28 protein-coding genes and 2 pseudogenes are annotated in these 24,049 nt (G+C 62.3%); 23 read left to right on the top strand and 7 right to left on the bottom strand.

Annotated features, from left to right (window positions below; all coding sequences use genetic code 11):
• The first annotated feature begins 17 nt into the window (after positions 1 to 17).
• From nrdR to QNJ43_RS17440, 9 genes are all read left to right on the top strand, one after another.
• The gene (gene nrdR, locus QNJ43_RS17405; RefSeq protein WP_300471834.1) at positions 18 to 581 is read left to right on the top strand and encodes a transcriptional regulator NrdR; all 564 of its coding nucleotides are present in this window, start codon (positions 18 to 20) and stop codon (positions 579 to 581) included.
• A 12-nt stretch (positions 582 to 593) separates the two neighbouring features.
• Positions 594 to 1,757, top strand: coding sequence for a bifunctional diaminohydroxyphosphoribosylaminopyrimidine deaminase/5-amino-6-(5-phosphoribosylamino)uracil reductase RibD (ribD, locus tag QNJ43_RS17410; protein ID WP_300471835.1), 1,164 nt, complete (start codon positions 594 to 596; stop codon positions 1,755 to 1,757).
• 4 nt (positions 1,758 to 1,761) lie between these two features.
• On the top strand, positions 1,762 to 2,364 hold the full coding sequence (locus QNJ43_RS17415) for a riboflavin synthase (RefSeq protein ID WP_300471836.1): 603 nt from the start codon (positions 1,762 to 1,764) through the stop codon (positions 2,362 to 2,364).
• A 299-nt stretch (positions 2,365 to 2,663) separates the two neighbouring features.
• Positions 2,664 to 3,110 carry a 6,7-dimethyl-8-ribityllumazine synthase gene (gene ribH, locus QNJ43_RS17420; RefSeq protein WP_300471837.1) on the top strand — a complete coding sequence of 149 codons (447 nt, stop codon included), beginning with the start codon at positions 2,664 to 2,666 and terminating at the stop codon, positions 3,108 to 3,110.
• 47 nt (positions 3,111 to 3,157) lie between these two features.
• On the top strand, positions 3,158 to 3,655 hold the full coding sequence (gene nusB, locus QNJ43_RS17425) for a transcription antitermination factor NusB (protein ID WP_300471838.1): 498 nt from the start codon (positions 3,158 to 3,160) through the stop codon (positions 3,653 to 3,655).
• A 9-nt stretch (positions 3,656 to 3,664) separates the two neighbouring features.
• A complete protein-coding gene (gene thiL / locus QNJ43_RS17430) occupies positions 3,665 to 4,657 on the top strand; it encodes a thiamine-phosphate kinase (protein WP_300471839.1) in 993 nt (330 codons plus the stop codon).
• A gap of 393 nt (positions 4,658 to 5,050) precedes the next feature.
• Positions 5,051 to 6,052 carry an MFS transporter gene (locus tag QNJ43_RS17435; protein WP_346433026.1) on the top strand — a complete coding sequence of 334 codons (1,002 nt, stop codon included), beginning with the start codon at positions 5,051 to 5,053 and terminating at the stop codon, positions 6,050 to 6,052.
• A gap of 42 nt (positions 6,053 to 6,094) precedes the next feature.
• Positions 6,095 to 6,268: a hypothetical protein gene (locus tag QNJ43_RS27350; protein WP_346433027.1), complete on the top strand. Its 174-nt coding sequence runs from the start codon at positions 6,095 to 6,097 to the stop codon at positions 6,266 to 6,268.
• Between the two features lie 177 nt (positions 6,269 to 6,445).
• Positions 6,446 to 8,581: a sodium-translocating pyrophosphatase gene (locus QNJ43_RS17440; RefSeq protein WP_300471907.1), complete on the top strand. Its 2,136-nt coding sequence runs from the start codon at positions 6,446 to 6,448 to the stop codon at positions 8,579 to 8,581.
• A 377-nt stretch (positions 8,582 to 8,958) separates the two neighbouring features.
• Here the strand turns inward: QNJ43_RS17440 and QNJ43_RS17445 are convergent, their stop codons facing one another.
• Positions 8,959 to 9,468 carry an outer membrane protein assembly factor BamE gene (locus tag QNJ43_RS17445; RefSeq protein ID WP_300471840.1) on the bottom strand — a complete coding sequence of 170 codons (510 nt, stop codon included), beginning with the start codon at positions 9,466 to 9,468 and terminating at the stop codon, positions 8,959 to 8,961.
• Positions 9,469 to 9,648: 180 nt separating this feature from the next.
• Between QNJ43_RS17445 and QNJ43_RS17450 the strand changes: the two genes are divergently transcribed.
• From QNJ43_RS17450 to QNJ43_RS17485, 8 genes and pseudogenes are all read left to right on the top strand, one after another.
• Positions 9,649 to 9,954: a ubiquinol-cytochrome C chaperone family protein gene (locus tag QNJ43_RS17450; protein WP_300471841.1), complete on the top strand. Its 306-nt coding sequence runs from the start codon at positions 9,649 to 9,651 to the stop codon at positions 9,952 to 9,954.
• Positions 9,920 to 10,723: a YceD family protein gene (locus QNJ43_RS17455; protein ID WP_300471842.1), complete on the top strand. Its 804-nt coding sequence runs from the start codon at positions 9,920 to 9,922 to the stop codon at positions 10,721 to 10,723. The genes QNJ43_RS17450 and QNJ43_RS17455 overlap by 35 nt, the downstream gene beginning before the upstream one ends.
• 266 nt (positions 10,724 to 10,989) lie before the next feature.
• Positions 10,990 to 12,072: a phosphate acyltransferase PlsX gene (plsX, locus tag QNJ43_RS17460; RefSeq protein ID WP_300471843.1), complete on the top strand. Its 1,083-nt coding sequence runs from the start codon at positions 10,990 to 10,992 to the stop codon at positions 12,070 to 12,072.
• 2 nt (positions 12,073 to 12,074) lie between these two features.
• Positions 12,075 to 13,048, top strand: a pseudogene (locus QNJ43_RS17465) (beta-ketoacyl-ACP synthase III).
• A 251-nt stretch (positions 13,049 to 13,299) separates the two neighbouring features.
• Positions 13,300 to 13,605, top strand: a complete 306-nt coding sequence (locus QNJ43_RS17470; RefSeq protein WP_300471844.1) for an integration host factor subunit alpha — start codon at positions 13,300 to 13,302, stop codon at positions 13,603 to 13,605.
• Positions 13,606 to 13,863: 258 nt separating this feature from the next.
• Complete coding sequence (locus tag QNJ43_RS17475) at positions 13,864 to 14,568, top strand: MerR family transcriptional regulator (RefSeq protein ID WP_346433028.1); 705 nt, start codon at positions 13,864 to 13,866, stop codon at positions 14,566 to 14,568.
• Positions 14,569 to 14,829: 261 nt separating this feature from the next.
• A complete protein-coding gene (locus QNJ43_RS17480; protein ID WP_300471846.1) occupies positions 14,830 to 15,603 on the top strand; it encodes an MBL fold metallo-hydrolase in 774 nt (257 codons plus the stop codon).
• The gene (locus QNJ43_RS17485) at positions 15,600 to 15,791 is read left to right on the top strand and encodes a hypothetical protein (RefSeq protein ID WP_300471847.1); all 192 of its coding nucleotides are present in this window, start codon (positions 15,600 to 15,602) and stop codon (positions 15,789 to 15,791) included. The genes QNJ43_RS17480 and QNJ43_RS17485 overlap by 4 nt, the downstream gene beginning before the upstream one ends.
• A gap of 258 nt (positions 15,792 to 16,049) precedes the next feature.
• On the opposite strand, the gene QNJ43_RS17490 is transcribed toward QNJ43_RS17485, so the two are convergent.
• From QNJ43_RS17490 to QNJ43_RS17515, 6 genes and pseudogenes are all read right to left on the bottom strand, one after another.
• On the bottom strand, positions 16,050 to 16,238 hold the full coding sequence (locus tag QNJ43_RS17490; RefSeq protein ID WP_300471848.1) for a hypothetical protein: 189 nt from the start codon (positions 16,236 to 16,238) through the stop codon (positions 16,050 to 16,052).
• A gap of 144 nt (positions 16,239 to 16,382) precedes the next feature.
• The gene (locus tag QNJ43_RS17495) at positions 16,383 to 17,045 is read right to left on the bottom strand and encodes a CocE/NonD family hydrolase C-terminal non-catalytic domain-containing protein (protein WP_346433031.1); all 663 of its coding nucleotides are present in this window, start codon (positions 17,043 to 17,045) and stop codon (positions 16,383 to 16,385) included.
• A 265-nt stretch (positions 17,046 to 17,310) separates the two neighbouring features.
• A pseudogene (locus QNJ43_RS17500) lies at positions 17,311 to 18,084 on the bottom strand (CocE/NonD family hydrolase); the annotation flags it as partial.
• On the bottom strand, positions 18,081 to 18,362 hold the full coding sequence (locus tag QNJ43_RS17505; protein WP_300471849.1) for a hypothetical protein: 282 nt from the start codon (positions 18,360 to 18,362) through the stop codon (positions 18,081 to 18,083). The pseudogene QNJ43_RS17500 and the gene QNJ43_RS17505, both read right to left, overlap by 4 nt.
• Positions 18,363 to 18,389: 27 nt before the next feature.
• Complete coding sequence (locus tag QNJ43_RS17510) at positions 18,390 to 18,956, bottom strand: ATP-grasp domain-containing protein (protein ID WP_300471850.1); 567 nt, start codon at positions 18,954 to 18,956, stop codon at positions 18,390 to 18,392.
• 9 nt (positions 18,957 to 18,965) lie between these two features.
• Complete coding sequence (locus QNJ43_RS17515) at positions 18,966 to 19,397, bottom strand: hypothetical protein (RefSeq protein ID WP_300471851.1); 432 nt, start codon at positions 19,395 to 19,397, stop codon at positions 18,966 to 18,968.
• Between the two features lie 1,170 nt (positions 19,398 to 20,567).
• Between QNJ43_RS17515 and QNJ43_RS17520 the strand changes: the two genes are divergently transcribed.
• The 6 genes from QNJ43_RS17520 to QNJ43_RS17545 all read left to right on the top strand — a co-directional run bounded on the left by QNJ43_RS17520 (position 20,568) and on the right by QNJ43_RS17545 (position 23,970).
• Entirely contained in the window at positions 20,568 to 20,828 is a 261-nt protein-coding gene (locus tag QNJ43_RS17520) for a hypothetical protein (RefSeq protein WP_300471852.1), read from the top strand.
• Between the two features lie 12 nt (positions 20,829 to 20,840).
• The gene (locus tag QNJ43_RS17525; protein WP_300471853.1) at positions 20,841 to 21,320 is read left to right on the top strand and encodes a molybdopterin-dependent oxidoreductase; all 480 of its coding nucleotides are present in this window, start codon (positions 20,841 to 20,843) and stop codon (positions 21,318 to 21,320) included.
• Between the two features lie 108 nt (positions 21,321 to 21,428).
• Positions 21,429 to 21,692 (top strand): hypothetical protein, encoded by a 264-nt coding sequence (locus QNJ43_RS17530; RefSeq protein WP_300471854.1) that lies wholly within the window; start codon positions 21,429 to 21,431, stop codon positions 21,690 to 21,692.
• Positions 21,692 to 22,567 carry a molybdopterin-dependent oxidoreductase gene (locus QNJ43_RS17535; RefSeq protein ID WP_300471909.1) on the top strand — a complete coding sequence of 292 codons (876 nt, stop codon included), beginning with the start codon at positions 21,692 to 21,694 and terminating at the stop codon, positions 22,565 to 22,567. Before QNJ43_RS17530 ends, QNJ43_RS17535 begins: the two co-directional genes overlap by 1 nt.
• Positions 22,564 to 23,238 (top strand): molybdopterin dinucleotide binding domain-containing protein, encoded by a 675-nt coding sequence (locus QNJ43_RS17540; RefSeq protein ID WP_300471855.1) that lies wholly within the window; start codon positions 22,564 to 22,566, stop codon positions 23,236 to 23,238. The genes QNJ43_RS17535 and QNJ43_RS17540 overlap by 4 nt, the downstream gene beginning before the upstream one ends.
• Before the next feature lie 141 nt (positions 23,239 to 23,379).
• Positions 23,380 to 23,970 (top strand): NapC/NirT family cytochrome c, encoded by a 591-nt coding sequence (locus QNJ43_RS17545; RefSeq protein WP_300471856.1) that lies wholly within the window; start codon positions 23,380 to 23,382, stop codon positions 23,968 to 23,970.
• The last annotated feature ends 79 nt before the right edge of the window (positions 23,971 to 24,049 follow it).

Consider the following 24,049-nt stretch of genomic DNA (forward strand, 5'->3'; position numbering starts at 1 on the left):
AGAGCTAGGAAGCGCGAATGCGGTGTCCCTATTGCGGTGGAGACGAAACGCAGGTCAAGGACAGTCGTCCGACCGAGGACAACACCGCCATCCGCCGCCGCCGCGTGTGTGCAACATGCGTCGGGCGCTTCACGACGTTCGAGCGCGTGCAGTTGCGCGAGCTCAGCGTCATCAAGCGCAACGGCCGTCGTGCGCCGTTCGACCGGGAAAAGCTCGCGCGCTCCGTTCAGATCGCCGTGCGCAAGCGGCCGGTGGAGCCGGACCGCATCGAGCGGATGATCTCCGGCGTCGTGCGCCAGCTTGAATCCTCCGGCGAAAGCGACATTCCGGCCGAGCAGATCGGCACCCTGGTGATGGAGGATCTGCGCGAGCTGGACGATGTCGCCTATGTGCGCTTCGCCTCCGTCTACAAGAACTTCCGTGAGGCCAGGGATTTCGAGGCGCTTCTGGGCGAGCTGAACACCGACGGCTTGCCGATCGAGAGGCCGAAATCCGACAGGCCGAAATCCGACAGGCCGAAATCCGACAGGCCGAAATCCGACAGGCCGAAATCCGACAGGCCGGACCCCGACAAGAAGTGAGCCTGACAAAGAGTGAGCGAGGCGGTGACGGATTATGACGTGGCGCCCGATTGCGGCCGGGTCCTTCCCTACGATGAACGTTTCATGCGCATGGCGCTTGCCATGGGCCGCCGCACGCGCGGCATCACCTGGCCGAACCCGTCGATCGGGGCGGTGATCGTCGCCGATCATGACGGCGTTCCCGTCGTGGTGGGGCGGGGCGCGACCGCGCCTTCCGGACGGCCCCATGCGGAAGTGGTGGCACTAACGCAGGCCGGCGAAAAGGCCCGTGGTGCGACCGCCTATGTGACGCTGGAACCCTGCGCCCACTGGGGGCGCACCGGGCCTTGCGCCCTGGCGCTGTCTCAGGCAGGGGTCGCGCGTGTCGTCATCGGAACCTCCGACGCCAATCCCCGGGTTGCCGACAAGGGCGCGGCGATGCTGCGCGAGGCGGGCGTGGAGGTCGTGCGCGGCGTGCTCGGGGCGGAATGCCGGGCGGCCAGCATCGGCCATTTCCGCCGGTTTGCGGAAGGTCGGCCGCAGGTTGCGCTGAAGCTCGCCGTGTCCAACGACGGCTTCATCGGCCGCGATGGACACGGGCAGGTCTACATCACCGGGCCGCAGGTGCAGCGTTTCGTCCACATCATGCGCGCGGAGGCCGACGCCATTCTGGTCGGCATTGGCACGGTGCTGGAAGACGATCCGATGCTGGACGTGCGCCTCGATGGTCTGGAGGACCGGTCTCCGGTTCGCTACGTGTTCGATTCCACCGCCAGGCTTCCGGTCGACTCGCAACTTGTGAAGACCGCCGATCAGGTGCCGATAAAGGCATTGACCACGGCCGCCGCGCCGATCGAGCGCACCACGGCGCTAATCAAGGCGGGCGTGGAGGTAATCACCGTTCCTGCCGATACGGATGGGCGGATTGATGTCGCAGCCGGCCTGCATGCCCTTGCCCATTGGGGGGTAACCCGGCTTATGGTGGAAGGCGGCGCGGCCACGGCCGAGAGTTTCGTGCGCAGCGGGCTGGTCGACGAGGTCGTTTTGTCCACCGGGGCAGATCCGATCGGGAAGGGCGGCATTCCGCCTCTTGGATCCCTGCCGCTGGAAACCCTGACCCGGGGTCCGGCCTTTACCCGCATCAGCACGCGTCGGCTCGGGCGAGACCTGGTCGTTCATTATCGTCGCGAAGGATAGCGTCGTGTTCACCGGCATCGTCACCGATATCGGACGGGCTGTTTCGGTCACCGAGATCCCCGCCGGTCAGCGCACGCGGATCGCGTGCCGTTATGAGGCCGACGGGATCGATATCGGCGCCTCCATCGCCTGTTCCGGCGTGTGCCACACGGTCACCGCCAAGGGCACGGAGGCCGGAGAGACCTGGTTCGAGGTGGAATCGGGGGCGGAAACGCTGAAGGTGACGGCGGCGGGAAGCTGGAAGGCGGGCACCCGGCTCAATCTGGAACGCTCGCTCGCCATGGGCGATGAACTCGGCGGCCATCTGGTGCTGGGCCACGTGGACGGTCTGGCCGAAGTCGTGGAACGGCGCGATCACCCTGACAGCGTCTATTTCCGGTTCCGTGCGCCGCACGATCTGGCGCGCTTCATCGCCAAGAAGGGTTCTGTCGCGCTTGACGGCACGTCGCTGACGGTGAACGAAGTGGAGGGCGACGAATTTTCCGTCTTCCTCATCCCCCACACCTTGGCCGTGACCACCTGGGGCGACCGCCAGACGGGCTCTGCGATCAACCTGGAAGTCGACATGATGGCCCGCTACGTTGTGCGGCTTCGCGAGTTCGACTGAAGGCTGAGCGGGTTTTCCAAGTGCTCTCGGTACGTGCCTGTATATCCCCGCGCAGGCGGGGATACAGTCACCACAGGATCTGGCTTTCGGGCACAATCGGTTGTGTCTCTGGAGTGCTGGATCTCCACCTACGCGGGGATGACAACCGGGGGAGGCGGGCCTTTAATTCCAGCAAAGCAAGCTCATCCGCTTTGCCCCCCATTCACCTCGCATCCCTGCCGCCCCATCTGAGGTCTGGACAAACCACCCCATAAGTGGTTCCTGTTGCCACCCAACAAAGATAACGAAAGCACAAAGCCATGGCCGCTCCGCACCTGCTCATCATCGATGCGCGTTTTTATGACGATATTTCGGACGAACTCGTCCGCGGGGCGCTGGCGGCGCTGGATGAGGGCGGGGCGATCTATGATCGCGTTTCCGTGCCCGGTGTGCTGGAAATCCCGGCGGCACTTTCCATGGCGCTGATTGCGGCCGACGATGGCGGCACCGACTATGACGGCTTCGTGCTGCTGGGCTGCGTCATTCGCGGCGAGACCTCGCATTACGACATCGTCGCCGGCGAATCCGCCCGTGCAGTGATGGACATGGTCGTCGATCAGGGCCTGGCGCTGGGCAACGGCATTCTGACGGTGGAGAATTCCGATCAGGCCTGGGCACGTGCCAAGATATCGGAAAATAACAAGGGCGGTTTCGCCGCCGAGGCGGCGCTGGCGATGATTGCCGTGCGCGACAAATTCGGAGCCTGAAAATGATGGCGGAGCGGAACGCCGATTCTCGTCCTGAGCCGGCAAAAATGGCAGGTAAGACCGGCACACGCGAAACGTGGCCCGCGAACAAGCGCGGGCTGGCACGGCTGGCGGCCGTGCAGGCGCTCTATCAGATGGAGATATCCGGGCAGACGCTGGCCGATACCATTCTGGAATTCCAGATGTATCGGCTCGGCAAGGAGATCGACGGCGAGCAGTATCGCGAAGCTGATGAGGACTGGTTCCGCGATCTGTTGCAGGGCATGGTCGCCAAGCAGCGCGAGATCGATCCGCGCATCCACACGGCGTTGCAGCAGGACTGGCCGCTGAAGCGGATCGATTCCATCCTGCGCGCGGTGCTGCGCGTCGGCGTCTACGAGCTGATGCGGGGCAAGGAAGTGCCCGCCCGGGTGATCATTTCCGAGTATGTGGAGGTCGCCAAGGCGTTCTTCTCCGAGGACGAACCGAAGGTCGTTAACGGCGTGCTCGATCGCATCGGCCGCGAAATCCGCCCCGGCGAGTTCAACGAAAAGCCGACCGAGTAGCACACGGCGATGGGGGAGAAACGGGCGCACGAATTCGAGTTGATCGAGCGCTATCTGGCGCCGCTGGCCACCGATTCGGGCAGCGTTGGTCTCAGTGACGACGCCGCCGTGCTGACGCCCGCCCCCGGCACCGACCTGGTGCTGACCAAGGACGCGCTGGCCGCCGACGTCCATTTCTTCGCCGTGGACCCGGCCCGCTCCATCGCGCAGAAGGCGCTGAGGGTCAATCTCTCCGATCTTGCGGCCAAAGGCGCGATCCCGTGCGGCTATCTGCTGGGGCTGGCGCTGGCGCCCGACTGGAACGAGGCCTGGGTCGCCGACTTTTGCGCCGGACTGAAGGTCGATCAGGACACTTACGGCTTCCCGCTTTACGGCGGGGACACGATCATGGTGCGCCAGGGCCCGGTTTTTTCGGTCACCGCCATCGGCAGAGTTCCCCGTGGAACCGCCGTGCGGCGCTCCACGGCTGAGCCCGGCGATCGTCTCTATGTCACCGGTACGATCGGCAATGCCGCGCTCGGTCTGGCCCTGAGGCTCGATGGAACGAAGGCGCGAGACTGGGGGCTCGGCGAAAACGAGATCTCCCAACTGTTGCAGCACTACCTGGTGCCCGAGCCGCGGAGCGTGGCGGCGGAAGCCGTACGCCTTCATGCGCGTGCATGCATGGATATTTCCGATGGACTGGTCGCCGATCTTGCCAAGATGCTGGCCGGTTCGCACGTGGGAGCCGACGTGGATCTCGACGCCGTGCCTCTGTCGGATCCGGCGCGACGGGCCGTGTCGAACGAGGCCGCTTTCGTCACCGCAATGACGGGCGGTGACGATTACGAACTTCTGTGCGCTGTGGCGCCGGACAAGGCGGCGGCCTTCGAGCGCGCCGTCGCGGCTGTGGGGCTGGAATTGGCCTGCATCGGAGAGGTCCGCGCGGGTGAGGGTGGGCACTATCGGCGCGGCGGGGCGGCCTACGATTTCGGGGCTGCGGCCGGGTACTCGCATTTCTAGAATCATTCGGTGCGACTGTTGCGTGTGTCCATTCAAGGTGACGCAAGCACGGTTGTCATCCCCGCGCAGGCGGGGAACCAGTACCCACCGGATCTGGCTTTAACGCACAATTGTTCTCGTCTCTGGAATGCTGGATCCCCGCCTGCGCGGGGATGATAATCAGGAACAAAACGTGCTCGGTGGCCTGCTTTTCAGAGCGACGTCATCGCGAATGCCGGGCATGCCGATCGGGCCTCTCCACCGAAGCCCACAAATCCCCCGTATCAAAAACTTGCGACATCCCGCTCGCAATTTGATCCATGTCGTTGAGGAAGTGATCCAACGTCAATTTCAATGCCGCTTCACTCGATCTGGATTTATTCGGGATATAAAATGTGTTCCACGGACGTGCCAATGAACGTATCGGAAGGGCCCGCCTATGACCCGGATTCCGCCATGACCGTCCAAGCCCAGATCGACTCCGCAGCCGGTGACCGTCTTGCACGTCGCAACGCGCTTCTTCTCGCCGTGGCGCAATCGGTGGGGGGCGTGACGGCGTCGATCGTCTTCGCGCTGGGCGGACTGGGCCGGATACGAGCTGCTCGGCTCCGCACGGCCTGCGGCATGCTGCCGGCCGGCTACATCATGCGGCATCTGGGGCGGCGCACCTCCTATCTGAGCGCGGCGATGCTGAGCGGGCTCAGCGGGCTGATCACCTGTTTCGGCATTATCCAGGAAAGCTTCCTCGTTCTGCTCCTTGGCACCATATGTTCCGGGTCCGCCGGGGCGTTCGTGCAGAGCTATCGTTTTGCCGCGGCCGATACGGCAAGCGACACCTTCCGCCACAAGGCGATTTCCTGGGTGATGACGTGCGGCGTGCTGGCGGGCATCATCGGCCAGCAGACGGTGATCGCGACCAAGGATCTGTTCGAGCCGATCATGTTCGCAGGCTCGTTCGCGGCGATCGCGGTGCTCAACCTGATCGCGGTCTGTCTGCTGATCTTAGTGCGCATCCCGAAGCCCACGGCGGCGGAACGGGCGACGAAGGGGCGGCCGCTGCTTCAGATCATCTCGCAGGAGCTCTTCATCGTGGCGGCGGCCTGTGGCATCGGCTCCTACGCGCTGATGAGCTTCGTCATGACCGCGACGTTTCTGGCGATGATCGGCTGCGGTCTCACCCAGACCGACGTCGCCCTGGCGATCCAGTGGCACGTGCTGGCCATGTATGTGCCGAGCTTCTTCACCGGAGCGCTGATCGCACGCTTCGGTCAGGCGCGGATCGTGGCGTTCGGGCTGTTGTTGCTGGTGGGCTGCGGCTTCGTTGCGCTGGCGGGCGTCAACGTGGAGCATTTCTGGGTGGCGCTGGGCTGCTCGGGCTCGGCTGGAATTTCGGCTTTATCGGCGCGACCTCAATAGTCACCGGATACCTATCGACCGGAAGACCGCGCCAAGGTACAGGTGACAAACGACTTTCTGGTTTTCGGTTTTGTCGCCGCAGCTTCCTTTTCGTTGGGCAACGTCCTCAACGATTACGGCTGGGGCGCCGTCAACATGATGCTCTTTCCGGTTGTGGCGTTTTGCTTGGTTTTGCTCGGATGGCTGGTCATTCGGGAGTGGCGCGCGTCGTTCTGACACCCCCTATTTTCGCTCAAGCGTGCAACCTACGCTTGACCTCGTCATAAATCTCGATACGGTTTGCTTGCGCGGAAAAAGCGGACCGGTCGAGCCTGCTTGCGCGTGCGTTGAAAGTGTCCGGAAGGGCCGCAAGGTGATCCGGGCGTATCCTTAAGAATTTAAGGGGAGGGCCCAATCGTGCTCTATGTCGTAATCTTGTGCGGTCTTCTTTCGATCGTCTATGGCGTCTGGGCTGTCCAGTCCGTCATGGCGGCGGGTGCCGGCAATCAGAAAATGCAGGAGATCGCCGGAGCGATCCAGGAAGGCGCGCAAGCATACCTGACGCGGCAGTACACGACCATCGCCATCGTCGGCGTCGTCGTCTTCTTCCTCGCCTGGTGGCTTCTCTCCATCACCGCAGCCATCGGCTTCCTGATTGGCGCCGTTCTGTCCGGTTCGGTCGGCTTCATCGGCATGCTGGTGTCGGTCCGCGCCAATGTGCGCACCGCGCAGGCCGCCTCCCGCTCGCTGGGAGCCGGGCTTGAAATCGCCTTCAAATCGGGCGCCATCACCGGCTTCCTCGTCGCCGGTCTCGCGCTTCTCGGCGTTGCCGTCTACTTCTGGGTTCTGACCGGACCAATGGGGCTTTCCGGCACCGATCGCGAAGTGATCGACGCCCTGGTCGCTCTCGGCTTCGGCGCTTCGCTCATCTCCATCTTCGCCCGTCTCGGCGGCGGCATCTTCACCAAGGGTGCGGATGTCGGCGGCGATCTCGTGGGCAAGGTGGAAGCGGGGATCCCGGAGGATGATCCTCGCAACCCCGCCACCATCGCCGACAACGTGGGCGACAATGTTGGCGACTGCGCCGGTATGGCCGCCGACCTGTTCGAGACCTACGCGGTGACCGTCGTCGCCACCATGGTGCTGGCCTCCATCTTCTTCTCCGGCGAAGTTGCCGGTCACATGATGATGTTGCCGCTGGTCATCGGTGGGACCTGCGTGATCACGTCGATCGCGGGCACCTTCTTCGTCAAGCTCGGCGCCTCCAACTCCATCATGGGTGCGCTCTACAAGGGCTTCCTGGCAACGGCGGTTCTCTCCGCGGTCGCTCTGGGGCTGATCGTCGCCTTCTGGCTCGGGTTCGGGACGGAGTTCACGGCCGGAACGAAGACCTTCTCCGGTTTCGACGTCTTTGCCTGCGGCCTGAGCGGCCTGGTCATCACCGGGCTGATCATCTGGGTGACGGAATACTACACCGGCACGGATTATCGTCCGGTCCGCTCCATCGCCCAGGCCTCCGTGGCCGGTCACGGCACCAACGTCATCCAGGGGCTTGCCATTTCGCTTGAGGCGACCGCGCTGCCGGCGATCATCATCATCGCGGGCATCATCGTCACCTTCGAGCTGGCTGACCTCTTCGGCATCGCCATCGCGGTCACCACCATGCTGGCTCTGGCGGGCATGGTCGTCGCTCTCGACGCCTTCGGCCCCGTTACCGACAATGCCGGCGGCATTGCTGAAATGGCGGAACTGCCGGATGAGGTTCGCACCACCACCGATGCGCTGGACGCCGTCGGCAACACCACCAAGGCCGTGACCAAGGGCTACGCCATCGGCTCCGCCGGTCTCGGCGCGCTGGTGCTATTTGCGGCCTACACCTCGGATCTGGCGCACTTTGCCGAAACGGCGCAGCCGGGCTCTATCTTCGAAGGCATCGACGTCTCCTCGCTGTTCTCGCTCTCCAGCCCCTATGTGGTGGCCGGTCTGCTGTTCGGCGGTCTTCTTCCCTATCTCTTTGGCGGCATTTCGATGACGGCTGTGGGGCGTACGGCCGGTGCGATCGTGGAAGAGGTCCGGCGCCAGTTCCGCGAGAAGCCAGGCATCATGCAGAGGACGGAAAAGCCGGATTACGGCCGCGCCGTCGACATGCTGACCCGGGCCGCGATCAAGGAAATGATCGTACCCTCGCTGCTGCCGGTGCTCTCGCCGCTAGTGGTGTTCTTCGTGGTCTGCATGGTGTCGACGCCCGCAAACGCGTTCGCATCCCTCGGCGCCATGCTTCTGGGCGTGATCGTCACGGGCCTCTTCGTCGCCATCTCCATGACGGCGGGCGGTGGTGCCTGGGACAACGCCAAGAAGTCGTTCGAGGACGGGTTCACTGACAAGGACGGCCAGACCCACGTCAAGGGATCGGAAGCCCACAAGGCCTCCGTCACGGGTGATACGGTCGGCGATCCCTACAAAGATACGGCCGGTCCCGCGGTAAACCCGATGATCAAGATCACCAACATCGTAGCGCTGCTGCTCCTGGCTGTGATGGCGCACCACTAATCACGATCAGGAACGAAGGACGGCCCCTCGTGAGGAAACTCGCGGGGGGCTTTCTTTTTGGGGAGTGAGACGGGGGGAGAGAAGTAAGGGAAATGGCGCGGCTTCGCCGCCCTGATATCCAGATTCCGGATCAGCGTCCGGCTTGCGCCTCACTTGTCCGGAATGAGGAGCAAGAGGGGAGACGTAACCACACGCTGATATCGGAAGAGCGAATAAGAGCCGCAGGGGAGGAGTGCACGTCGTTCACGTGTGCCTGCAACTCACCCCTTGTTCGTCATTCCGGGCGGTCGGCAGAGAAGCTGCATGGCCAGCCCCGGAATCCAGCACGACAAGAGCACGCAAGGTGCGCGGTCCTGTCCTTTCCGAGCGTTGCTCTCTTAGAGCCCCAGGCTCGGCTTGGTGGCGCCGCGGATGATCTGGCTGATGAAGCCGTAGTCGGAGCCGCCGGTGCGGGTCTTGCGGGAGATGAAGTCGAAGACCTTGCCGTCCTTCAGGCCGTAATCGGTGATCTTGGCGACGCGGCCGTCCTTGTCGAAGTAAACGGCGACGACGCACTGCTCGACCACGTCGGGGGGGAGGAAGGCGGTTTGCTGTTCCTTCTGGGAGATGTAGTAATACGTCTCGTTGTCGACGACGGAGGTGGTCGATGGCGTGCCGAGCACGAGCTGGATTTCCTCGCGGCTGGCTCCGACCTGCACCTGCTGCAGGGAATCGGGAGAGATCACGGCGCCGCGGTTCAGCGTCTTGGTGAAGCAGCCGCCGAGCGCCAGCGACAGGGCCGCAACAAGCGCGATGTTTCTCACTGCCGGGAAAATCCCGCGGCCATTACCGGCGACGTTCAAGCGCATGGAGAAGATACCTTCCTTGATGATCCGCTGGCGTTTCAACAGAACTTGGCAAAGTCCCTAACCTGCGTTAGGCCACTTGGCAAGGTTGCAGGGTGTGAGCGCCCAGCGCAAGAACGCGCCATCCGGTCCGTTCCACGACAAGAAGCGATTTTTGCCACGGTTTTTTCCTTTCTCCGGCGGCGCGAGGACCAAGCGAGCAACGATCTATATGCAGCGATCGTGGCACAGGCGCGGCAGCCTCACTTCTACGAGCATCTCGCGGTGCCCGACACGATCGATGGCCGCTTCGACATGATCGCCCTGCACGCGATCCTTCTTTTTGCGCGACTCAAGGCCGAAGGCGAGGCGGCAAAAGCCCGCGCGCAGGCGGTTTTCGACATCCTGTTTCGCGAAATGGGGGCAAGCTATACCTCCGTTCCTCACAAGATCAAGCGCATGGCGGAGCTTTTCTACGGCGAGGCAAGCGCCTACATGAACGCGCTTGAGGCCGATGACGATCGCGCTCTCGTCAACGCGCGCGCGTAACGTCCATGCCGGGCGTGCTGTCCCCGATGCGGAGATGGCGGCCCTGGCGGACTATGTGCGGGCGACGGTAGCGGATCTGGCGGGGCAGGGCGCTGCGGATATCGTGGCGGGCTGCTTCACCTGGCCGGACACGGCCGTAGGACAAGAACGAAGAATGAAGGAAAGGCGCACGATGGCGGATCGCGATCGCTTGGAAGTGGAAGGTGCCGCGGCGCACGCACTCGGCTGGCGCCAGCCGATAGATGCCGTTCCTCCCGCCGGCGTCGACTTTGATCGCACGGCGGACGAGGCGGAACGCGCACGGCTTTGCGAGGTCTGCGATCTGCTCGAGGTGCTGCGCATGGAAGCGCATTTCACCATCAAGCCGTGGCGAAAGACCGGCTTTTCGGTGAAGGGCCGGGTGAGCGCGGAGGTCGTGCAGGCTTGCGTGGTGAGCCTGGAACCGGTCAAGCAAACGGTAGACGAGGAGGTCGACGTGAAATTCGCACCTGCCCGCGAGGCGGACAAATGGCGCGAGATGCTGGATGAAGACGGTGAGATCATCGTTGATCCGGAGGCCGAGGATCCGCCGGATCTGTTTAAAGGCAATGCCATTGAGGTGGGGGCGCTGGCGGCTGAGTATTTCGCCTTGGGGCTCGATCCCTATCCGCGAGCGTCGGGTGTTGCCTTTGAGGGCGGAGAGGTCGAGGAAACGGTGGAAGAAGACCGAGAGATCCCGTTTGCCGGTTTGAAGGCTATGATGGAAGCCAAGAAAGAGGACGGGAACTAGGGGGAAGGGAACGAACGCAAAAAGGCTTCGGGGACTTGACGCTTGAGCGCAGGCGTCTGGCATGGAACAGTCGCGGCCTGCAAACGCGGGAACGACTCGCATGAGCGCAAACGGCGCGCTACGCGGTTTCCTCCCTGTTTGATCTTCCGACAAAGCTGTTGTCACTAGCGGTGAAATCGCTATGTTCCGACGGCCTTTTGTGCGCGCCGCGCGCGGTGCGCTCGGCTCGGTTCATTTCCTTCATTCGAGATCCGGCATTAGGCTTTATGGCAAGTCAAATTCGTATTTCCCTGGACGCGATGGGCGGCGATCACGGGCCGGAAGTGGTGTTGCCCGGTGCGGAAATCGCGCTCGAGCGTCGTCCTGACATCCGCTACGCGCTTTATGGCGACGAAGCGAAGATCAATGAAATTCTCGCGCATCATCCGAAGTTGAAGGCGGTCTCCGAGGTTCATCACTGCACCGTTTCGGTGAAGATGGACGACAAGCCGAGCCAGGCGCTCAGGAACGGGCGCTATTATTCCTCCATGTGGCGGGCCATCGAGGCGGTCAAGACGGGGGATGCGGATGTGGCCGTGTCCGCCGGTAATACCGGTGCACTGATGGCGATGTCGCGCTTCTGCCTGCGCACGATGGCCAATATAGAGCGCCCGGCGATCGCCGCGATCTGGCCGACGCTGAAGGGCGAATCCATCGTTCTCGACATGGGTGCGACGATCGGCGCGGATGCCCAGCAGCTCATCGATTATGCCATTCTGGGCGGCGCGATGGCGCGCGCACTGTTCGGCATCAAGAAGCCGAGCGTGGGTCTGCTCAATATCGGGGTTGAGGAGGTCAAGGGATTGGAAGAGGTGCGCACCGCCGGGCGGTTGCTGCGCGAGGCCGATCTCTCCTCGCTCTCCTATGCGGGCTTCGTCGAAGGCGACGACCTGGGCAAGGGCACGGTGGACGTGGTCGTTACCGAAGGCTTCTCCGGCAATATCGCCCTGAAGGCGGCCGAAGGCACTGCCAAGCAGATCAGCCAATATCTGCGCTCCGCCATGAGCCGGAGCTGGGTGGCCAAGCTCGGATACTTGCTTGCCAAGAGAGCCTTCCACCAGCTTCGCGAGAAGATGGACCCCTCCAAGGTCAATGGCGGCGTGTTCCTCGGCCTCAACGGGGTCGTCATAAAGAGCCATGGCGGAACCGACGCGGAAGGCTTCGCCAGCGCCGTGGAACTCGCCTACGGCATGGTACGCAACGAGCTTCTGGAGAAAATCTCGCAGGATCTGGTGTTCTATCACCGCAGCGGGTTCCAGGATCGGATCGACAACGAAAAGGTGGAAAGTCAGAAGGCAGGTAATCAGTGAGCTTGATGCGTTCCGTCTTACTTGGCTGCGGCAGCTATCTCCCTGAAAAAGCTCTGACCAATGACGATCTGTCCAAGATCGTGGAAACTTCGGACGAATGGATCGTCCAGCGGACCGGTATTTGCGAACGTCACGTGGCCGCGGAAGGGGAAGTGACCTCTGCCCTGGCGCTGAACGCGGCCCGCGCGGCCCTTGCCAATGCGGGCGTTGAAGCCGACACAATCGATCTGATCGTCATGGCGACTTCCACGCTGGACAATACCTTCCCCGCCTCGGCCGTGACCGTGCAGGAGGGGCTCGGCATCACGACGGGCGCCGCCTTCGACGTGCAGGCGGTGTGCTCGGGCTTCATCTTCGCGATGACGACGGCGGATGCCTATCTGCGCACCGGGCTTGCCAAGCGGGCCCTGGTCATCGGCGCGGAGACCTTCTCGCGCATTATCGACTGGACGGATCGCTCCACCTGCGTGCTGTTCGGCGACGGCGCAGGCGCGGTGGTGCTCGAGGCGCAGGAGATGCCCGGTGACGTAAAGAGCGATCGCGGCGTGCTCTCCTGCCATCTGCGCTCCGACGGATGCCACAAGGAAAAGCTCTACGTCGACGGCGGACCGTCCTCCACCCAGACGACCGGCCACCTGCGCATGGAGGGCCGCGAGGTCTTCAAGCACGCGGTGGGCATGGTCATCGACGTGATCCGCGATGCGTTCGAGGAAACCGGCACGACGCCGGAGGATCTCGACTGGTTCGTGCCGCACCAGGCCAACCGGCAGATCATCGACGCCTTAGCCAAGAAGCTCGGCATTGCGCCCGAGAAATGCTTGATCACCGTCGACCGGCAGGCAATACCTCGGCCGCCTCCATTCCGCTGGCGCTCGACGTCGCGCTCAAGGACGGACGCATCAAGAAGGACGATCTCGTCATGCTCGAGGCGATGGGCGGCGGCTTCACTTGGGGCGCGGTGCTGCTGCGCTGGTAGCGCACCGCATTCTGATTCTTTTGTTTCCGATCTGATTTCCGGCTGCCTCTCGGCCAAGAGAGGCGGCGAGGCGCAGACGACGTGTGGGCATTGTGTTGTGCAATCGCCACGGGCATGTCGATGCGACAATGGATTGAGGCGAGGATGCGTGTCGGCAGTTGACCCCCACTCGCGGAACGCATACCGTGTCGCTTCAAGGAAGTTTCGTAGATAACTCAGCCCTATGGGCGTTTTTGCCCGAAAGAGGGGCCATGAGCGGCAAAACCGTGACCCGTGCAGACCTTTGCGAAGCCGTCTACCAGAAGGTCGGCTTGTCGCGGACTGAATCCGCCGATCTGGTGGAGCAGGTTCTGTCGGAGATCTCCGACTGTCTTGTGTCCGGTGAGGCGGTGAAGCTGTCCTCTTTCGGATCGTTTCTCGTTCGCTCCAAGGGCGAGCGTATCGGCCGTAACCCGAAGACGGGTGAAGAGGTGCCGATCTCGCCGCGGCGCGTGATGGTCTTCCGGCCGTCGAACGTGCTGAAGCAGAAGATCAACGAGGCTCTCGTCGGCGATTGATCGTCCGGCATCTTTCGTGCGCGCCTCACGCAGAGAGGGTTCACAGCCTTTTCCGCATGAGGCTTGTTCCCACGGCCCGCAAGACGGAACCCGGTAGCTGAGAGATGTTACGCGGCACGGTCGCGGAACTCGCAAGCGGGGCACTCGTCCGCTGACGGCGCAGGCAAACCTCGCGAATGGAATGACACGGGATGTATCCCCGGGGCGATTTTGCGACCCCGGCAGGAAGCGTCCCGCAATCGGGCGTGATTGAAGCCAGTGGATAAGAGTCCGGGCGCTTTTCGAACGATCAGTGAAGTCGCAGCGGAACTCGACCTGCCTCAGCACGTGCTGCGCTTCTGGGAAACCAGATTCGCCCAGATCAAGCCGCTCAAGCGCGGTGGAGGGCGGCGGTATTACCGGCCCGACGACGTGGACCTGCTGGCCGGGATCCGCAAGCTTCTCTACGGCGAAGGCTACACCATCAAGGGCGTGCAGCGTCTCTTGAAGGAGAACGGCGTCCATTGGGTGATAAATGTGGGCCGTGGTATCGAAAGCGGCGCGCCCAGCGGCTCGATGCATGAGGACGACGAGCCCGCACCTGCCCAGAGCGAGCCCGCCGTGAAGCCTCAGCCGGCCCCGACGCGCACCGCGGTGCTCGTGCCGGAACGGGCAACAGCCGAGCCTGCGGGCGCCGACGCTGCCGTTGCTATGCGCTCGGGAGCACAGGCTATCGGCCCGGCCCTGCCGACGGCCCCGGCCCTTGCCCCCAACGATGAACCTCTGCCGCGCGACGTGCTGGCCGAAGAGACCGGCGGCGAGCCGCAACGCGCCTCCTTCCGGCTGATCGACCGGTTGCGGGGCGAGCCGCGCGGCGCCGAGGAGGGGGAAAAAAAGATGCTCGCCAAAGACGACGTCCGTCGCTTGCAGGCGACGCTGTTCGAGCTTCTGGAATGTAAGCGGGTTCTCGATCAGGCGCGTTGATCGCCCCGTTGCCTGCTACTTGATATTGGCCGTCCGTCGACGTGAGCGGATCATTTTGCGAGCCGATGAAGACGACGGAAGATCAGAAATTTCGACACGTTTCTTGAAGGTCTGGTTCCGACAGACGTTCGGCAGGCCTGTTCACAAGGGTGGGGATGTTCTGCAAACAACGTCCGGTCCGCCTTTTTATCTGCACAGTGCCTTGCGACCCTTCTTTTTGATGCGTCCCTGTCAGGGCGCTCGGAACATTCGGGGGTGGGAATGAAACGCACGATCCTTAGCCTGAGCGCAGCGTTTTTACTGCTGGGCGGAAGTCTCGCGGAAGCGCAGACCGTCAAGGTGACGCCGCTCGGCGGCAAGACCGGTGAGTTCTGTCGGCTCGGCCGCGCGTTTCTCTTCGAAGATTCCGACGGGACCCGCATTCTCTACGATGCGGGCATGACGGTCGCCGGACCGGAGGACCCACGGCTCGGTGAGATCGACGTGATGCTTGTCTCTCATCTTCACGGCGACCATGTCGGCTCGCGCCGCACGAAGGAAGTGGATGCGGGCACCTGCGCCAAGCCCGATCTTTCCGTCGATGCGACCACGAACACCAATGTGGTGCAGATCGCGATCGCCAAGGGCGCGAAGATCGTCACCGGATCGGAGATGCCCGCCTTCTTCGCCGCCAAGCTGGAGGCGCTGGGCGGCGATTCTGCAAATTCCGTGTTGACCCGCTTCGGTGCGAGCGTGAAAGTCGGTGGGGTGGAGATCTCCACCGTCCCGGCGGTGCATTCCAACGGCGTCTCAGGCGATCTTATCGGCGAAGAACTCGGCGAATCCATGAAGGTGGCGGGCATTTCCGGCTATGCCGGGCCCCCGACGGGCTACGTGCTGCGCTTTTCCAACGGTCTGGTGACCTATCTTTCGGGCGATACCGGCATGACCGCGGAGCAGGAAACGGGGGTGCACGGCTTCTATGACGCCAAGCTGGCGTCATCAATATCGGCGACACCTTCACCACCGGCCCGAAAGAGGCGGCCTGGGTGGTGAACGAGCCGGTACAACCGACCTCCGTCATCCCCTCCCACGCCAACGAGGCGGCGACCCAGAACGGCGAAGTCGTCAAGGACACCCGGACCGAGGCCTTCCTGAAGGCGGTCAACGTGCCCGCGCATGTTCCGTTGTCGGGCAAGATGATGGAATTCGACGCCGGCGGCGCCTGCGTGGCGGGCTGCTGACGGGGTTATTGAGGTTCACGGGGAGGGGCGTTTGCCCCTCTTTCGCGGTGACGTCGCCGTGTGCCCGCTCGAACCGACACGGGCACGGTTGTCATCTCTGCGAAGGTGGGGAGCCAGCATTCCAGAGACCTCTACTCTGGTATTCGGGCGATTTCCGCTCTCTGTGGGTACTGGATCCCCGCCTGCGCGGGGATGACAGTCTGGTGTTGAGCGTGCCTATCCCCGACCGGACTTTCCGAAATCTGTCTGCTTATCCCATCAAACTAGATCGCGCGGGATGGATACGTTCCAGTCGCCCGAATAGACGCGGTTGCCGTTCTCGAAGGCATCGAGATCGGCGTTGATGTGGAATTCCGTTTCGCTCAATGTCAGCACGGTGTGAGCGGCAGTGCGCACCGACCAGTCGCCGCGCTCAAGGCCCCGGATCAGCCGCGTTTCGCCCTTCACCGACAGAAAATCGTCGACCCGCGACGAATACTATTCGAAGGCGCGGTCCTCGATGGTCAGGTCGATGTCGACGAGCCGGACCTTGCCGTTGTCGTTGATCACCTCAAGGGTTGAGATATCTGTGGCGAAATCGCGGTGGATCAGTCAGTTGTGGTGCCCGGGTTCGACATGGCGCCGGGGTGCGGGCGCGGCTCCTTCGGGCGCCTCGAAGGCCCGCAGATACGCATCGTCGGCGCGCGGTGTGCGTTCGGGCAATGTCAGGAAATTCACTCCGGCGCGAACCGTCAGCCGGACCGGGGAGGGCGAGGGCCAGGCCAGCGGCCAGTAGGAGGTCGACAGCGAGACGCGGATGCGATGGTCGGTCGGAAATGATTGAGCCGCATCGTTCAGCCTGACGCCGACGCGATAGAATTCGCCGGGCGTCAGGGCTTCCGGCATCTCGTCAGAGGTACGATGGGTCAGATTGAGCAGGTCGTAGGTGATCCGCGTCGTCTTGTCGTCGGGTGCGATATTGGAAAGCCGTACGGCCACCATCGCGACGGGCCTGTCGCTCGCAAGTTCCAGCTCGACCTCCGGCCCGCCCAGCATTTCGAGCGGGGCGACGAGTGGCCCGGTTTCGAAAACGAGCGCACCGCCGTCTTCCTGGCGCTGGCCATGGGCGAGGTCCGGTCCGGCGGCATAGGAGCACCATTTTCCAGCGCAGATGACCAGTGTGAGCGGCGACTGGATCGTCAGCGGCGCGATATCCGCCGTATCTGCTTCCGTCATGGTGCCGTGTTCGCCGAAAACGAACCGGCGCGTGATGATCTCGGGCGACGGCCGACTGGATTCCCCGACCCAGCGGCCCGGGCGGTGATCGTAGCTTGTTGTCTACGGCACGCTGTCCTGCATCCAGACACGCAACATCGGCTCGTTCATCAGGCCGGTATCGAGGGCCCTTCAGACAGTGATCCCACCAGCGCACTACCTCCTGCAGAAATCCGATGGCCGGGCCGGGCACCGCGATGTGCGGATATTTGTGGCTCCACGGGCCGATCAGTCCCTTGCGGGGCACCTTCAGGTTTTCCAGCAGGTGGAAGACGGCATTGGAATAGCCGTCGGTCCAGCCGCTGACCGCCACCACCGGACATTCGACGGCGTCATAATATTCCGCGATCGAGCCGTGCTTCCAGTAGTCGTCGCGGCGCTGGTGGCGCAACCAGGTCTCCAGCCACAGCCCGCTTCCCTCCAGACGCTCAAACCACATGTCGCGCCACCACCCGCCGACGATCTCGGGATCCGGCGGCAGGGAGTTGTAGGAAAACATGACAGAGGCCCAGGAGAGGTTATCGCCGAGCAGGCAACCGCCCACATGGTGAATGTCATCGGCATAGCGGTTATCGGTCGAACACAGCGAGATGATGCCCGCCAGTGCGGGAGGCTTTAGGGCCGCGATCTGCAACCCGTTGAACCCGCCCCAGGAAATGCCGATCATCCCGACCTTGCCGGTGCACCAGTCTTGCGCGGCAAGCCAGGCGATCACGTCGCAGCCGTCCTCAAGTTCCTGCTTGAGATATTCGTCGCGCAAGATCTCGTCGGAATCACCCGCACCGCGCAGGTCGACGCGTAAGCAGGCATAGCCGTGTCCGGCGACATAGGGGTGCATGACGCTGTCGCGATGGCAGGTGAAGTCACGCTTGCGATAGGGGATGAATTCGAACACGGCCGGAACGGGCGCGCTGTCGGTATTTTCCGGCAGCCAGATGCGGGCCGCCAGCCGCGCCCCGTCGCGCATCGCAATGAAGACATTTTCGATCGCGCGCACCTTGCGCGGGAATTCGGTGCGGATGGCGGGGTCGGTGATCATGACAGATCTCCACAATCGCTCTCGAAGCGGATATCCAGCGCATCCATGATCGCATGGTAGTCGCGCCGCAGCGCTGCGCGGTTGTTCGCTCCGACGAAGATCGAGGCCAGCTCGTAGCTGTAGGCATCGTGGTGATGCAGATCGCCGAGACGCATGCCCTCGTGGACGTGGAGCTGGATTTCGTCGCCGGGCATGCGCGCCTCGATGGCCGCCACCTCGCCAGAAGAGGGAACGTGCGCGACGCGTATTTTGTCATGGTGGCCGTAAAGGCGCGGCATGAACTTCGCGGCATAGCGGAAGTCGCCCTACCGCACCGGATAGTCGGGCCGTCGGCCGAGCGCAATGTCGATCATTACCTCATTGTGCGGAACGCCTTCCACCTTGTCGAAAAGCGGACTGTGCGACTTGGAGATGCGGGCATTGATCTCCAGAAGCGAGATGAAATCGTCGGCCTCGCGATAGAAGAACTCCATGTTGAAGGGGGAGTCGTCGAGGCCGACGGCTTCGATCACCGCGCAGGCCGATCTCGTCATCCGCTCGCGGATGCGCTTTGGCAGGCTTGAGGGATATTCGTAGCGCTCAAGGCTGCAACGGTTGCGGTCATGTATTGAATCAACAATGCCATAAACCTTGATATTCCCTTGAAAGGAATAACCTTCCAGCGTGCACTGACGGCCTTGCGAGATGATCTCCTCCGCAATGCATTTCGTGCCGTCGGCCGCCGCGATCTCGTCGGGCAGGTCCGCATAGGAGAGGATGACTTTGAACGGGTCGGCAAAGCGGCTGATGCTCGCCCGGATCGTGGCGAGCACCGAGGCCAGCTCGTCGCGGTCCTTCACCCGGAAACCGAGCAGCGAGGAATGGGCCTTCACCGACTTGATCTAGATCGGGAAGGTCAGCCCAAACCTGTCGACGGCCGCCTCATCGAAGGGATCGACCAGCTCGAACGGGGGAACCTCGCCGGGGATGACCTTGGCCTGCTCGAGACGGGCCCAGTACTTGTGCTCGCACCGCAGCACGCTTTCGTGCGTGGGACCGCTGAGGCCTAATTCTCGGCGCAGGATCGCCATCATCAGGATGGTCGGAAAATCCCAGTACCCGACGATCGCATCGATCGGTTGATCAAAGGCCCGCAACGTGTCGCGCGCCTTTTCCAGAAGCGCTTCCAGGTTGAACCTGGCGGCGGCGGCAATTTCCTCGAAGTCCAGCAGATCGTGGAAGACGTATTCGTCCGCGTGCCGCACGCTGCGTAACAGGTTCAGGTTGAAGGGATCGAGATCGACGACGAAAATATTCCGTTTCCGATCAGCCATGTTCAACCCTCCACTTTACGTGAACGCTACGTAAATGTGGTCGCGATGGCGGGTGATGTGAAGCGGGCCGCGGTGTGGTGAAATGCCCGGTTATGCAGGGTTGCAGGAGTGCCTCACTGCTACCGCATTCCTCGTCGACAGAAAGGGCCGCAAGTGACGTTGCCGAAGAATCACGGCAAGGACCGGCCGGGAGGTGGCCACCTCGAACCGCAGGCCGGGAAATCCCCGCGCAAGACGCTCAGTTCTCCTTTGGGAAGGTCGGCGTGGATGGGCTGAAAAGATTTTCAAACAATGTTAATTTTAACTATATTCCACCCTTGGGTTGAAAATTTCCGGCCAATTTGGCGTATGCACCGCGCCCTGTGCACGCAAGGGTGCATTGTGTCTGACTGTAACGAGTCTCGGTCAAGCTGCGGAAACCGTAGCGTCAGTAGGGTGCGCGACCCAAAGGAAGATAAAAAGTTACGAGAGGTCGTTATTATCTTTCCGAATTGGGTGAGAGGCTAGATCAATCTCTCTTCGATGCTTCCTGACCACAATTTGTTCTGAGTTGTACATATAAAATTGCGAGCGTAGTAGTTGCGTGTGACCGGACGAGAACGGAGTTCGTGCGCAATTACTAATGAATAAATTATAATAAATAACTTATTTTAAATAATACAAAATTAGTTAAATGACACTTTTGTTATGAAGTTGCGTTGCTCGAAAACCAATAAAGTTTAAGCACGAGCGTCGCTTCTTCGGGAAGAAATACGTCTGACACAGGAAATCCCGATGGACGTCCTCTCTAGGAACGGTCGGCACGCCGCTTCGGCATGCTTCCGTCACATGCGTGCGAGCATTTTGGCTCTCTTTCTCTGCACAGAGGGAGCCGTGCTTGAGATTCCGACGGCCGCGGCCGATCCGGCAACTGAATGCATCGCGGTCGCCAGTTCGAAACTGAGAACCGGCGACGGCGGACAGCAGATCGGCAATCTCTATGCCGGCGCTCCCATCCACGTGGATGGGAAAGAGGGGGGAGAGCGACCGGGTGGTCGCCGACCTCTGGATGAAGGGTTCTTTCGGGCTCGGACCTCTCTACGAACATCCAAACGGCATCGTTCGCGGTCGTCTGAAGGCCATGGACGATGATCTTGTCACTGCAGGTACCCCCCCCCCAAGGATGGCTGGGTGCCGGTTCACGTCACCGGTTTCGTCCGCGCCGACGCGGTCACGGACGACATGGAAGTGGCGTGGATGAACGCGGAAATGACCTACCAGTTCACCTGCGGCGCTTGTCACGAGTTGCACGCGCCCGACGACTTCTCTCCTCAGGAATGGATCAGCCAGATGCAGAGTATGGTGTGGAACGCGAACATGCGCTCCGCCGACGCCCTGATGGTTCTGAAGTGGCTTCAGACGAAATCCGAAGAAGCCCGCGAGACCAAATAAAGGAGGCAATCGATGTATCACGATGAACACCCGTCCGGTTCCTGGCAGATAACCAGGCGTGGATTGCTCAGCGGAGTTGCGAGCATCGCGGCTCTGTCGATGATGGGAACGCGGTCCTTCGCGAAGATCGTGTCCGCGGTCACCGGCGATGCGGTACTCTCCAGCGCTGACAGCGACGGACTGATTGACATTCACGTCACCGGGGGCAAGGTGACGAAGGTTACGAGCCTCGATCCGGAGAACAACCTGGCCTCTCTGATGGGGCTCAACTGGTACGGCCGCGACACGGCCACCGACCGCATTCTCTATCCGATGGTGTGTGAGGACTGGAAGTCGGGCGGAACCGGCGGTGACCGCTCCACCCGCGGCGAGCCGCGCTATCGCCGGGTCTCCTGGGACGAGGCGTTCGAACTCGTCGCAGCCGAACTGAAGCGGGTCAAGAAGGACTACGGCAACGAAGCCTTCCTCGCCTACGTGGTTGGCGGCTGGTAGACGGCCGGCTGCCTGCACTCCAAGAACTCGCAGGCCAATCGCTTCTTCGGCCTGATTGGCGGCTTCACCAGCCTGCTCGGCAACAAGAGCTATGCCTGCTGGCAGTGGGTGGCACCCTATTCGTGGGGTGTGCAGTATTTCGACGACAGCATGGATGACTCCGTCGCGAACTCGAACGGCGTCATCTTCTGGTCGTCCGACTCGATGGACAACTTCAAGGTTCGTGGTCCCGCCTACAAACGCGTGCGCGACTGGATCCAGAGCCTGAAGGACAAGAAAGCGAAGCTCATCACCATTGATCCGTTCCACACCGAAACGGCGCGATTTACGATGAGTGGATCACCCCGCGGCCGGGCTCCGACACGGCGGTGATGGCGGCGATCGCCTATCACATGATCACCAACGACAAGGTCGACAAGGACTTCCTCGACAAGTACGCGGTCGGCTACGAGCCCTTCCGCAAGTACATCCTGGGCGAGGATGACGGGGTTAAGAAGACGACCGAATGGGCGTCGAAGATCTCCGATCTGCCGGTGGAGACGATCGAGAAGCTGGCGACCTACTATGCCGACACGCCGAAGATGAAGATCGACTGTGCCCGCGGCATCCAGCGTTGCGACCACGGCGAGCAGGCCGTGCGCATGGTCATCACTCTGGCGCTTCTGAAGGGTGAGATGGGCCTGCCCGGCGGCGGCATGACCTTCGAGATTCCGGGCTATGCAGGCCGCGGCGACTGGCGCGTTATGGGACGCGAACCGGCCAAGTTCCAGTCGGTTTTCAATCTGGTCAAGCAGGCCATCGTCGAGCAGCGCCTGGCCGACGCGCTGATGAACCAGCCGGTTCAGATGGTGCACAACGGCAAGAGCTGGACCTATCCGCTGGAAGGCAAGTCTCCGGTCAAGCTGGGCTACTGGATGGGCGGCGCGACGCTCAACCAGCACGATCAGGTGAACCTCAACCTGAAAGCCTACGAGACGCTGGAAACGATCATCGTTCAGGACAGTTGGTGGCACCTGCCGCGTGCTTCCCGTGGCTCCGTTGCTGGAGCGCAACGACATGACCCAGTTCTGGCGCTATGTCGTCTACCAGCACAAGATCCTGGAGCCGGCGGGCGAATCCAAGATCGACTTCGAGATCTTCAAGGAGCTGGCCAAGCGCTTCGACGTCTACAAGAAGTTCACGATGGGCATGGAGAGCGAGGAGGCGTGGCTGAAGAAGTTGTATTCCTTCTCCGATCTCGAACATGAGCTTCGAGGAGTTCAAGAAGGCGGGCGTGGTCAAGCTGCCTGTGGACAAGACGCCGTATGTAGCCTTCTCTGACTTCCGGGAAGATCCGGAAGCCCATCCGCTGAAGACCGCTTCGGGCAAGTTCGAGATCCACTCCGAGACGACCGAAGGCTACGGCTACAAGGACTGCCCGGGCACGCCCCAGTGGATCGAGCCGTTCGAATGGCTGGGCTCCAAGGCGACAGCGGACTTCCCGCTGCACATCGTCAACAAGCACCCGCTCTACCGTCGGCACTCTTCCTACGACAACGTCCAGGCGCTGCACGAGAAGAGCAAGGTCAACGGGTTTGAGCCGATCTTCGTCAACCCGAAGGACGCGGAGAGCCGCAGGATCAAGTCCGGCGACGTGGTCCGGGTGTTCAACGAGCGCGGCGCGGTTCTGTGCGGTGCCGAGGTGACCGACCGGATCCGCGAGAAGGTCGTGCTGTTGCAGGAGGATTCGTGGTACGCGCCCGCCGAGCCCGGCAAGATCGGCAGCGTCGATCGCGGTGGATGCGCCAACATGCTGACAGCGCAGCGCGGCACCTCGCAGCTGGCACAGGGCCCTGTCTGCCATGACAGCCTCGTCCAGATCGAGAAGTACGAGGGCGACGTCAAGCCGAACGAGTACGCGCCCATCACTGCCGCCTGATGCGGAGTTCGGGCTGGGCTGCGGGGCTCATGCCACCGCAGCTCGGCCCACCGCGCTTCGAATACGTGACAAGGCGCATGCCCGGACGCGACGGGGCGATCCGGACATCTGCCGCGTCCGCGGTCAGACAGGAATTTGGAAATGTTTAGACGCTTGTGGGGTTGGTTCACCCGGCCGGTTGCGATCTGGGGGGCTGTCGTGGTCGGAGTGGTCGGCATCGCCGTCGGCGCCGTCGGCTATATCGGCTTTCACACCGTCGTCGAAATGACCACGACCACGGAGTTCTGCATCAGTTGCCATACGATGCGGGACAACAACTTCGCGGAATACAAGACTACCATCCACTACAAGAACCCCGTCGGTGTGCGTACCGAATGTGCGGATTGCCATGTGCCGAAGAGCGGCTGGCCGCTCTACAAGGCAAAGATCCTGGCCGCGCGCGATCTGTGGGGCGAAATCACCGGGACGATCGATACCCGCGAGAAGTTCGAAAAGGAACGCTTGTGGCTGACTCAGGTCATCTGGGACACGATGAAGGCCAACGATTCCGCCCAGTGTCGGAGCTGCCATTCCTTCGAGGCCATGGATTTCGCGCATCAGAAGAAGGCGGCGGCAATGACGATGAAGAAGGCCATGCGCGACGGCGGCACCTGGATCGATTGCCACAAGGGCATCGCCCACCATCTGCCGGTGATGCTGGTATCGATGGATAACGACTATTCGCTGGAATAGGGCTGCCCCACGCGGATCTCCCGATCCGGTCCAGGCTGCCGCTCCGCGACGTTCGGCCGTATGCTGATGACGGCCGCGC

It is taken from the genome of Breoghania sp., from assembly GCF_030066895.1.
Lineage (GTDB): Bacteria > Pseudomonadota > Alphaproteobacteria > Rhizobiales > Stappiaceae > Breoghania.